General features: G+C 62.9%; 10 protein-coding genes. 4 read left to right on the top strand and 6 right to left on the bottom strand.

Annotation, left to right across the window (positions count from 1 at the left end; all coding sequences use genetic code 11):
* Both BDIM_RS08595 and BDIM_RS17210 read left to right on the top strand, forming a co-directional pair.
* A partial coding sequence (locus BDIM_RS08595; protein WP_155818689.1) for a TonB-dependent receptor domain-containing protein occupies positions 1 to 880 on the top strand: 880 nt, incomplete at its 5' end.
* A gap of 66 nt (positions 881 to 946) precedes the next feature.
* Positions 947 to 3,004: an Atxe2 family lasso peptide isopeptidase gene (locus BDIM_RS17210; RefSeq protein WP_003165187.1), complete on the top strand. Its 2,058-nt coding sequence runs from the start codon at positions 947 to 949 to the stop codon at positions 3,002 to 3,004.
* A gap of 248 nt (positions 3,005 to 3,252) precedes the next feature.
* Here the strand turns inward: BDIM_RS17210 and BDIM_RS08585 are convergent, their stop codons facing one another.
* Together BDIM_RS08585 and BDIM_RS17550 are read right to left on the bottom strand one after the other, a co-directional pair.
* Complete coding sequence (locus tag BDIM_RS08585) at positions 3,253 to 3,912, bottom strand: lasso peptide biosynthesis B2 protein (RefSeq protein ID WP_040345549.1); 660 nt, start codon at positions 3,910 to 3,912, stop codon at positions 3,253 to 3,255.
* A gap of 63 nt (positions 3,913 to 3,975) precedes the next feature.
* Positions 3,976 to 4,104, bottom strand: coding sequence for a benenodin family lasso peptide (locus tag BDIM_RS17550; protein WP_003165184.1), 129 nt, complete (start codon positions 4,102 to 4,104; stop codon positions 3,976 to 3,978).
* Between the two features lie 320 nt (positions 4,105 to 4,424).
* Here BDIM_RS17550 and BDIM_RS08580 point away from each other — a divergent pair, with 320 nt between their 5' ends.
* Positions 4,425 to 4,997, top strand: coding sequence for an RNA polymerase sigma factor (locus tag BDIM_RS08580; protein ID WP_003165183.1), 573 nt, complete (start codon positions 4,425 to 4,427; stop codon positions 4,995 to 4,997).
* Positions 4,994 to 5,935, top strand: a complete 942-nt coding sequence (locus tag BDIM_RS08575; protein ID WP_003165182.1) for a FecR family protein — start codon at positions 4,994 to 4,996, stop codon at positions 5,933 to 5,935. Before BDIM_RS08580 ends, BDIM_RS08575 begins: the two co-directional genes overlap by 4 nt.
* A 31-nt stretch (positions 5,936 to 5,966) precedes the next feature.
* On the opposite strand, the gene BDIM_RS08570 is transcribed toward BDIM_RS08575, so the two are convergent.
* The 4 genes from BDIM_RS08570 to BDIM_RS08555 all read right to left on the bottom strand — a co-directional run bounded on the left by BDIM_RS08570 (position 5,967) and on the right by BDIM_RS08555 (position 10,375).
* Positions 5,967 to 7,211: an HlyD family secretion protein gene (locus BDIM_RS08570; RefSeq protein WP_003165181.1), complete on the bottom strand. Its 1,245-nt coding sequence runs from the start codon at positions 7,209 to 7,211 to the stop codon at positions 5,967 to 5,969.
* On the bottom strand, positions 7,208 to 9,340 hold the full coding sequence (locus BDIM_RS08565) for a peptidase domain-containing ABC transporter (RefSeq protein ID WP_003169278.1): 2,133 nt from the start codon (positions 9,338 to 9,340) through the stop codon (positions 7,208 to 7,210). Before BDIM_RS08565 ends, BDIM_RS08570 begins: the two co-directional genes overlap by 4 nt.
* A 94-nt stretch (positions 9,341 to 9,434) precedes the next feature.
* Positions 9,435 to 9,716 carry a hypothetical protein gene (locus tag BDIM_RS08560; protein WP_003169279.1) on the bottom strand — a complete coding sequence of 94 codons (282 nt, stop codon included), beginning with the start codon at positions 9,714 to 9,716 and terminating at the stop codon, positions 9,435 to 9,437.
* Positions 9,713 to 10,375, bottom strand: coding sequence for a hypothetical protein (locus BDIM_RS08555; RefSeq protein WP_003165178.1), 663 nt, complete (start codon positions 10,373 to 10,375; stop codon positions 9,713 to 9,715). Before BDIM_RS08555 ends, BDIM_RS08560 begins: the two co-directional genes overlap by 4 nt.
* Positions 10,376 to 10,511 lie beyond the last annotated feature (136 nt).

Raw genomic sequence — 10,511 nt, 5'->3', positions numbered from 1 at the left:
CTCACTCTATAATGCTAGCACGTTTGGGTGGACCGGCGGGGGAACAGCGCTTTGGGTAACAGGCAGCAATCCCAATCTGCGGCCAGAGGAATCAACATCCTGGACGCTCGGTGGCGAGTATCGACCCTGGCAGACAAGCGACGCCACATTCTCCGCGACCTATTTCGACATCGACTATACTGATCGAGTGATCGTTCCGATCTCGCCATCGTCGCGGGCCTTGGTCGACGCGCAATTCGCGCCGTTCATCCAACGAAATCCCACGCCGGAGGAGCAGGCCGCCGTGATCGCGGCGGGCACAAGCTTCAGGAACTCGACGACCACTCCTTACGACCCGTCGAATGTCGTCGCCATTCTCTTCAACAATTATGCGAACGCCACATCCCAGAAGATTAGCGGGGTCGACCTATCCTACCGCCAGTCGTTTGAGCTGCCTTTGGGGGAGGTCTCTGCGTTCGCGAATATGACTTGGACGGAGGTGGTCCAACAGACCATCCCAGGCACCCCGGAAGCCACCAAATCGGGCACAATTGGGAACGTACCTGATCTCCGAGCCCGCGCGGGACTGACCTGGTCGAAAGGCGGGCTCTCGGCAACGGGAACGATCAACCATGTGTCTGACAGCACCGATACGGGGGTGGTCCCTGCCGTGGGGATCGGATCTTGGACGACATTCGATGCAAATGTCTCGTACACGTTCCAGCAGAGCGACGGCCCTCTCTCCGGCGTTCAGATCGCCTTGTCGGCGATAAATCTGTTCGATCGAGCCCCCCCCTACGCCGCCAGTCCGTCGCGTCTACAGCAGGGTCTCTATTTCGATTCCACAACCGCATCCGCAGTTGGTCGGTTCGTAGCGCTCAATATCCGCAAGCGCTTCTAGGCAAAGGAAGCGGGCAGTCGTGATCACGAGACGATCGCTGCTCGCCCCATCTATTTCGAGGTGTTAATGTCGCGCTTCAATCGGTTCGCCTGTCTCGCCGCCGCTTCAGTGGTAGTGGCCAGCGACGCGAACGCACAGACTATTCCTTCCCCAACGATGCTGGTCGAAATCGGGGATATCAGCAATCCGGTCATCTCACCGGACGGTGGGCGTGTTGCGTTTCGGGTCGAGCGAGCCTCAATCGAGCGCAATTCATACACTTCCGGCTGGTATGTCGCGTCTCTTCGAACGCAGACCGGGGCGGTATCGGTAGGTGACGGAGGGGAGCCGCTACGCGACTCGTCCGGCTATTCGATCGGCGACACGCCCCAATGGTCGCCCGACTCTATCTGGATCTATTACCGCGCCCTGCTGAACGGAGAGGTTCAGGTTTGGCGCGCTGCGGCCGACGGAAGCCGTGTGGAGCAGGTCACCAGCGACGAAGCGGACGTCGATGCTTTCCAACTCAGCCGAGACGGGCGACGGCTCCTGTATTCCGTCGGCGCGACTCGTCGAGAGATTTCAGCGGCAGAAGAGAAGGAGTACGACGCTGGCATTCTAATCGACGGGACGGTGCCAGTCGGTCAGAATGTCTTCCGATCGGCATATGTAAATGGCAGGCTTGCAACGCAGAGGTACACCGGCAACTGGATGGCCAGGGCGGGGCTCCTGCACAGCGCTCCTCGTCATTTGCGCGTTGTCGAACTCGATTCCGGCACAGTGAATGACGGCGCACCCGCCGATCTCGCAAGCTTCGCCGACGAACGAGGCACCGCCGATCCAAGCTCAGACCGCCTTCTCGCAACGACGACGCTTTCCGGATCAATGACCGCATATGTGTCGGGCGCCGGATCGGAACGAAGGCTGCACGTTCGAGGTCGCTCCAGTGATATTTCTTGTGATGTAGATGCCTGCCGTTCGGGCACTATTGAGAGCATAGCTTGGCGCGAAAGCACCGGCGAGGTCGTCTTCTCGGTCACCGTGCGGGACAGCGGGTATGCCCAGTCGCTCTACGCCTGGAACCCCGTCGAGAATGACGTGAGGCTGATCGTAGCTTCCGACGGCTTACTGAGCGGCAATCGAACTCCGAACCGATCCTCCTGTTCAATCTCTTCCCATTTCGCTGCTTGCGTAACTGCCTCGGCGGGGCAGCCGCCGCGAGTGGAGGCCATCGACTTGAATTCCGGCGTGCGAACCGTTCTGTTCGATCCGAACCGCTCACTTGCCGAAGTGGATACCGTCGAAACACGATCCCTCGCTTGGTCAGACAGCGAAGGCAACAGGTTCACAGGTCAGCTGTTTCTGCCGGCGAACTCCAAATCTGACGAACGGCTTCCGATCTTCATCACCTACTATGTGTGCCAAGGCTATCTTCGCGGTGGCGTCGGGGACGAATGGCCGCTGGCGTCCTTGGCCGCGTCCGGCATCGCGTCGATGTGCGTCAACAAGGGGCCGGCAGTTGCTGGCGAGCGAACCGGCAATTTCGCGCTGGCAGCATCCGGAATCCGCGCAATTGTGGGCCAACTCGATGAGCAGGGCATCGTCGATCCCCAGCGCATCGGAATGGGCGGACTCAGCTTTGGAAGCGAGGTCGTCCTCTGGATCGTCGAGAATACGAACCTGCTGACCGCCGCGTCGGTGACATCGACGGCCGTCACACCAACGTACTATTGGTTTCATGCCCTTCAGCCGGATTTCTCTGATCATCTTCAGCGGGGATGGCAGCTTGCGGCGCCTTATGAGACGCCAGACCGATGGGCGGAGTTCGTTCCCACTCGGATTAATGCGCCGCTGCTCATGCAGATGCCGGAGCAGGAGTATTTGCAGACGATGGAATACTACTCCCAACTCGTGTCGACTGGCTATCCGGCAGAGATGTTCGTTTTTCCGCACGAGCCTCACGTCAAAATCCAGCCGCGTCACAAGCTGGCGGCCTATGAGCGAAACCTGGATTGGTTCCGCTTCTGGCTTTTGGGATATGAAGATCCCGACCCGCGTAAAGATGATCAGTATCGGCGCTGGACGCAGCTCAGAGATCCACAGCATGCCGGAGCGGGGCGTCACGCGCTTGGTGAATTGTCGTGAGGTGTCGGTCCCAACTGCGCGTCCACGCCTCCGCACACCCCAAGCGCAGGAGCCTGTTGAAGTCGCTGTTCCGGGGCGCGCCGGGACTATCGAGGTAACCCTGAACAGCGTCTGTCGCGAGGAGGCCGGCACCCGCCAAGTTGCCCTTGAGTAGATAGTCTCTCAGCGCATTGCGGTTACGAGCCGCTCAACTGCTTTGCTGCCGTTCTCCGTTCCATCGGGAACTATGGCAAGGTATCGCAATGTCGTCATACAACGCAGATCGGCGTGAACATTGCGGCATGATCCGAGGCTTCGTTCAGCAGGAGATCGCCGGATTGCACCCAGCAGTGCGCGGCGAATGGATCCAGCTTCACGCCAAGGACCAGATCGGCTCCGAGGCCGCGGCGATGGATAAAATCGAGCAATGCGAGGGAGTCCCTCAAGCACGTCGGCTCCACAGGCACCAACCTAAGCGCATGATCGAAATTCGAGGCCAGCTCGACGATGTTCGTCCTCGACGGCGCAGTTTCGGAAATTTGTTGCCTTCGCCGCCTGTAGGTTTCGAGCAAGTCGTGGAAGGATGTACTCTTCATCCGCCTTGATACATGCCAGACTGTCGCCGCGACCTCCAGAACGTGGCGATTGAAGAAACCCCGACTTGTGCGGGGTTCGACGATGGATCGCGACGGTTGTTCGACCATGACTGGCCGTACTTCGGACGCCGTTTGATTGGTTCTGACAAGAACTCCCGTGTCGACCAAGCTGGCGAGCTCGCTTGAAATCGCCATCGGCGACGCCAGCCATTCCGAGAAAGCGAACTCTGCTTGCGGTCGCAACCGGAAGTAGCGATCTCGGTTCTCGTCAAGAAACACTGTCTGGCCGCTGCACCTGCAGAAGGTGACGTTGTCAGCTAGGGCAATGCTCATGGGACCTCCACGGTCATGCGTCTGAATGGCGCGCGAAACAATCTCGCGCGCCATCCGACCGGGTCACTCGGAGATGCCGGTGATTTCCATCAGCTCGTCAGGTTCATCGACGGTGAGGAACTGCCCCTGGGTCTCGAGGCTTGCCGCGCCCAAGTCGATCACGACGTCTTCATGCTGTTCGATGCGTTCCATTTCTTCTCTCCATCAAGCTGTCGTCAGGGCATGACGACGCGTTGAATTCTATCTGGAGGCAAGCGACGGCGTCTCGTTACAAAGACCTCGCGCAACCTCTGCGCGCTAGATGTGCGCGGGTAAAAACAATAGCTTGCGAAAGACCTTCCCAAATCGGTAGCGATTGTTGGGAGAGGGCGGCCGAGCAGCGCGGAGTTTCACAGCGAAAGCGCCCGTCCGAGTCGCTGGAAAATATTCGCACGACCGGCGCTCAGGTTTTTGGGTGTCGTGCGTCTTCTATATTGGGACCGGATTATCGGAAAGGAGCCCTGCCCTGATTGATGGTCGATGACGGCGTGCTGAGGGACTGGTTCTGCAAGGAGGTGCTTCCTCTCGAACGCTCGCTCACGGCCTTCATCCGCAGGAACTGGAGGGTGGAGGCCGAGGTCGTGGATTTGCTTCAGGATGTTTATGAGCGAGTTCTGTCGGGCGCGGCGCGGGGACTGCCCGGCCATGTCTCGGGATATGTCTATGAGGTCGCCCGCAACCATCTGATCAGCCGCGCCCGGCGCGAGCAGGTCGTGTCCTTCGACCTGGTCGCCGATCTCGACGACATCATGCCGGCGGCCGATGAACTGACGCCGGAGCGGATCGCGACGGCGCGCCAGGAACTTCGCCGTGTCGAAGCCGGTATCGAGGCCCTCCCGCCTCGCTGTCGCCAGATCGTGGAGATGCGCAAAATTGACGGCCTGTCCTCGAAGGAGGTGTCGGCCGAACTCGGCATCGGTGTCGACGCGGTCAATCAACAGACCAGCAAGGGCATGCGCGCGCTGGCCGACTTCATCTTCGGCGGCCGGGTCGGGGAGGGGCGCGAGGGCGACGGCGGCGATGCTCGGCGGAGGCGGGTCCAATGAACCACGAAGAGATCGCCAACCGCGCAGCCCTGTTCGTCAGTCGCAGAGATGAGCCCGAATGGGGCGCTGCCGACGAGGCAGAGCTTCAGGCCTGGCTTGCGGAATCCTACGCGCACAAGGCCGTCTACTGGCGTTTGTCGCGAAGCTGGGAGATCGCGGATCGGCTGGCGGCGAGGGGGCCGCAACGCACGCCATCCGCCGCGCGGCCGTGGTGGCGACAAAAGGGGCCGCTGGGTTTCGCCAGCGCGACCGCGCTGGCCCTGATCGGTCTGCAAATCCTCTCGTTCAGCTCGGACGACGACGATCCTGCGCCGCGCCTGGCGGCAGCGACCTATGCGACGCCGGTCGGCGGCCACGAGGCGATCGAGCTGGCGGACGGCAGCGTCGCCGAACTCAACACCGCGACCCGCGTGCGGGCGGCGGCGACTGACGACACGCGCCAGGTCTGGCTCGACGAGGGCGAGGCCTTCTTCAAGGTCGCCCACGATACGGCGCACCCCTTCGTCGTCCACGCTGGCCGCTATCGCGTGACGGTCTTGGGGACCAGCTTCTCCGTGAAGCGATCCGGTCAGGATGTGTCGGTGTCGGTGTTGGAAGGGCGCGTGCGGGTCGACGATACGCAGGCGTCGAAACCGGCCCATGAACTACCGGTCCTGAGGGCCGGGCAGATGGCGATCCTTCGGCCGACGGAGACCCTTGTCAGCATCGGCGATGGCGAACGCGTCGAACGCGCCCTGGCCTGGCGCGACGGCATGTTGAGTTTCGACGGTGCGGCGCTGGCCGACATCGCCGCGGACTTCAACCGCTACAACGATCGCAAGATCGTCGTCGCGGATTGCGACATGCGCGCCTTTTCCGATCGACGCATCATCGGGGAGGGACAGCCACGCATCTTCCGGCCAGCCGGGCTCGTGTGGACCGCACCCACGGCGCGATGAGGAGGGGCGGCGTCAACCGCCAACGGCGCCGTCATCCCGTTCGCTTGGCCGCCGCCAGCAGCGGATCGAACAATTGCTGCCAGAGGCGACGGCGGTCGATCGGAATGTCGGCGCGTAGCCCCATTCCCGGCTGGAGCGCGCGGCGCTCGCCATAGGCGGTGACATAGTCCCGTTCGAGCGAGACGCGGACCTCGTAGACGGGAGCGGTCTGTTCGATCAGGAACGCCGCCTCGCCCGGTCTCGTTACGGTTCTGGCGATCTCGACGATCCGCCCTTCGACAAATCCAAATCGCTGGAAAGGGAAGGCCTCGACCTGCAAGCGAGCGACCTGGCCGACCTCTAGAAAACCCGCAGCGCGCGTCGGCACCAGCAACCGAGCTTCCAGGGGCGAGCCTTCGGGCGCGATGGAGAGGAGGGGAACCTCGCCGGACGGCAGCATGCCGACTCGCGCCTGTACGGCCGAGATCGTGCCCGCGACCGGAGCCCTGAGGACATGGCCGCGCGCCACTTCAAGCTCGGCGCGCCGTTGCGCCAGGCTGGATCGGTCCCGAGCGATCGCGGCGAGGTCCTCGGCCTCCCTTGCAGGAATAGCGGCCATCTGACCTTGAAGATCAGCCGCGGCGCGGTCGAGCTCCGACAAACGGCTGTCGATGTCGGCGACGGCCAGGCGTTCCGCCAGAACGGTGCGGCGCCGGGCGTCGACCTGGGCGCGGGGGGCATAGCCGCGCGCCTGGAGTTGTGAAAGACGCTCGGCGTCGGCTTCGGACAGCGCGAGCGCTTCAACCTGGACGCGGCGCTGGCTTTCCAGGATCGCTCGGCTTCTGCGGTGAGCGGCGACCTGATCGGCGAGTCGTCGCCGATCGTCCGCATATCCCTGGGCGACAGCCGCGCGGCGACTTTCCAGCGATGCTTCCTGATGTCCGGTTTCGGCAAGCTGGACGTCGAGCATGGGGCCCTGGCCGATGCTGGCGATATCCGAGGTGAACTCGATCAGGGGAGCGCCCTCGGCGACCGCCTGGCCGTCGCGGACCAGCACGCGAGCGATCCGGCCCGACTGGACGGTGCGTACCTGCACGACGCCGGCCTCGGGGATGAGAAAGCCGGGAACCGTCTCCTTTCGGGTGTATCGGCCGAAAATGAGGGTCGTCGCCAGCACCGCGCAGAGCAGGGTCAGGACGACCGTCCAGATCGTGAGGGACGGGGGTTGGGCCAGACGGACTTCGCCCCAGAGCCTGAGGCGTTTGGCTTCGATCGCTTCGTTGCGAAACAGGCTCATTGGTCGGCCATCAGGCTGGCGGCGACCGGCACGCGCGCGCGGTTCGCGTCGGTGATCTCCGTGATCGCGCCCTTGTCGACCAGAAAGACGCGATCGGCGCCGAGAATGGCCGCTTCGCGGTGCGCCACCATGATGCGCGTGATCTTGAGGTCCGCCAGCGTGGCCATCACCTGTCGTTCAAGCTCGGGATCGAGGTTGGCCGTGCCCTCGTCCATGAAAAGTATGGCGGGGTCCTTGTAGAGCGCGCGCGCCAGCAGGAGGCGCTGTTTCTGGCCGCCGGAGAGAATCGAACCCATGTCCCCGATCAGGCTGTGATAGCCCATGGGCGTCCGCATGACGTCGTCATGGACATGGGCCAGGCGGCAGACCCGTTCGACCTTGTCCATATCGATATGGGCGTCGAAGAAGCCGACATTGTCAGCGATGGTGCCGGACAGGAGTTGGTCGTCCTGCATGACGACGCCCAGCCGGTCTCGAACAGCGCGTAGTCCCAAGGCCCGCATGGGGTGACCGTCAATCAGCACGTCCCCTTCGGTCGGTTCGTAGATGCCGATCAACAGCCTGAGAAGGGTCGATTTGCCGCCGCCCGACGGGCCGACGAAGGCGACCGCCTCGCCGGGCCGTATCGAGAACGCCGCGCCATCCAGCACCCAGGGGTCGTACTGGCCATAGCGAAACCGCAGGCCACGCACTTCCAGGCCGCCCAAAAGCGGCTTGGAGAGCTGTGCAGGACCGTCGAGCCCACGCTCCGCTTCCGCGTGCACGATATCGGAGAGGCGTTCGAGGTGAAGCCCCAGCATACGGAAGGTGAAAAAGGCGCCGATCAGGCTGCTGACCCGGCTGGAAAACTGTCCAGCGTAACTCTGGAAGGCGAAAAACATGCCCAGGGTCATGTGACCGTCGAGGACCTGGAGGGCGCCGAAGTAGAGCATGGCGAGACCGTGGAGGGTCTGCCAGATGCCGAGACCTGACCCACCCCAGAGACCGAAGGCGCCTTGTCTGAAGGCGACGTTCTGTTGTTCTGCGACGGCGTTCTGCCACAGGCCGTGCCGCTCGGCCTCGCGACCGCCGATCTTGATCGCGCGGGCGGCGCGGACGGTCTCCAGAAAGACGCTGTCAGTCCTGGCCGAGAGGTTCAACTGCTCGTCGGCGAAACGACGCACGGTTGGAAAGGCCGCCATCCTGACCAGGAAGATCACGACGAGATTGATCAGAACGAGACCGGCGAGGATGGGCGAATAGAGGACCATGACGATCGCCACCGGCAGGACCATCACGGCGTCCAGCACCACGCCGACCAGGCCGCCGGTCAAAAAGGACTGTGCAGGCCCTAGAGATCCGAACCGGGAGAGGACGTCGCCCACATGGCGACGCTCGAAAAAGTCCGTGGGCAGCCGAAGAAGATGCTTGAGCAAATTGCCGGACAACTGGATCGACAGGCGCTGCCCGGCGTGGAGTTGAATGAAGCCGCGCAACGTCTCAACCGCGGTCGAGACCAGGGCCAGTGCGCCGAACCCGACGACGATCGCCACCAGAAGGTCGCGGTCGGCGCGGCCGATGACGTCGTCGATCACGAGCTGGCTGGCAAGCGGCGATATGAGGCCGATGCCCTGGAGCAGCAGCGTCAGGAGGAAGACCTGCAACAGGAACGGCTTGAAGCCGGACAAGCGGCTCCACAGATCTCCCAGTCGGACCTTGTCGACGCGCGATTTCTTCTCGAAGTCCGGAGACGGCGTCAGTTCGAGGGCGACGCCGGTGAAGTGTTTTGACACCTCGTCCAGCGGCAGCTTGCGTTCTCCGCGTGCGGGATCGGCGATCCAGGCATGTCGCTTGTCGACCCGGCGCAGAACGACGAAATGATCGAGACTCCAGTGCAGGACGGTTGGCGTCTCGAGCAATGCAAGCTCGTCCAGCTCGCACCGGACCGGCCGTGCCGTAAATCCCAGGGCGTCGGCGATCGATACGAGGCTCTTCAGACTGCTTCCGCCCAGCGAAATCGGAAAGCGGCGACGCAGCTCCGGCAGCGTTTCCCTGCGACCATGAGCGGCCGCCACCATCGCGAGGCAGGCCAGGCCGCATTCGGCCGCCTCGGATTGCAGGACAAGTGTTTTACCGAACGGATGCTGCAACGCCGTCCCTTCTGCACTGAACCGGTGAGAACCGCTTGCGCCCCATTGCGACGGTCATTGAAGGCCCGACGGCGCGTCCTGTCGAGGACCCGTGTTATTTTTTCTGTTGTGACCGTTCGCCGCTCTCTGAGCGCGAGCATTGATCGCCGCCTCGATCCATTTGATCGGCTGCGTCCATGTCGAGCGACGGCGCTTGCTCCTCGGATTTGCGCGGAAAGAAGCGGCGCTCGTATTCCCACCACAGGGTTCCTGTCGGCACATCCGGATGACCGAACCGGGTCCCCATCGCTCGCCGCACCACCTTCCAGACGACGAAGGCGATCACGCCCAGGACCACGATGGCTGATAGTTCGCGCACCACATTCAGGGCGTTCATCCGCCCATCCTCGATCCGGCGCCGTGTGTTTCGTCGCATATCGGCAGGCTCGGAAGACTCTCGACGCCGATGAGGCCCTCACCGCCATAAACGAGAGGCACGGCTTCGGGAGCGAACGTCTCCACGATCGGACCCGCCTCGGCTGCATTTTTGGGCCAGTAGCCATCGACGGCGGCGGCGCGGATGTTGTTCACCATGTCCACGGTCGGCATATGCGTTCGCAACCGAGTCATCGCGAACAGCCGTTGGTCGGGCGTTTGTCCGATGCAAACCGGTTCCGTACGGACAAAAGCATCGGTCAGCAGGGCGATCGGCAGCCCGCGCGCGACAAAGAAGGCGCGTTGCCGTTCCGCGCGCCGCTGCGTTTCTGCGGTGGCCTTCAGTCCTGACGCTTCAGCCGCGCTCACGAGAGCGAAGTCGGTGTGGTGAAGGAGCACGACTGACTGGTCCTCCACAGATACGGCAGGCGCGGGAAGAAAGAGAAAGTGAGCGCAGGCTGACGCGCAAATATCGACGACGTCCAGACGTAGGTTGCGGGCGATCATCTGCTCCGAGAGCCGGATCGCATCGACACCTGAGCCGCCCGGACTGGAAACCCGGATCGACCTGGTGTCGTCGTCGATCAGAGCGATCGCCCCGTCGATCACATCGGGCGTCAATTGCCCGCAAACCTCGATCGTCCCGCCGTCGATCTTTCTTGCGCCGGGGGCGCAACGGGGCGGCTCTTCAACTTCCGTCGATCGGGCGCACCCCGCCAGAGCGGAGATCGCTAGGGCCAGACACGGGCCAAATAGG

The sequence above is a fragment of the Brevundimonas diminuta ATCC 11568 genome (assembly GCF_000204035.1).
In the GTDB taxonomy this organism is placed as follows: Bacteria; Pseudomonadota; Alphaproteobacteria; order Caulobacterales; family Caulobacteraceae; genus Brevundimonas; species Brevundimonas diminuta.
This window is presented reverse-complemented; position numbering and strand designations above follow the sequence as displayed.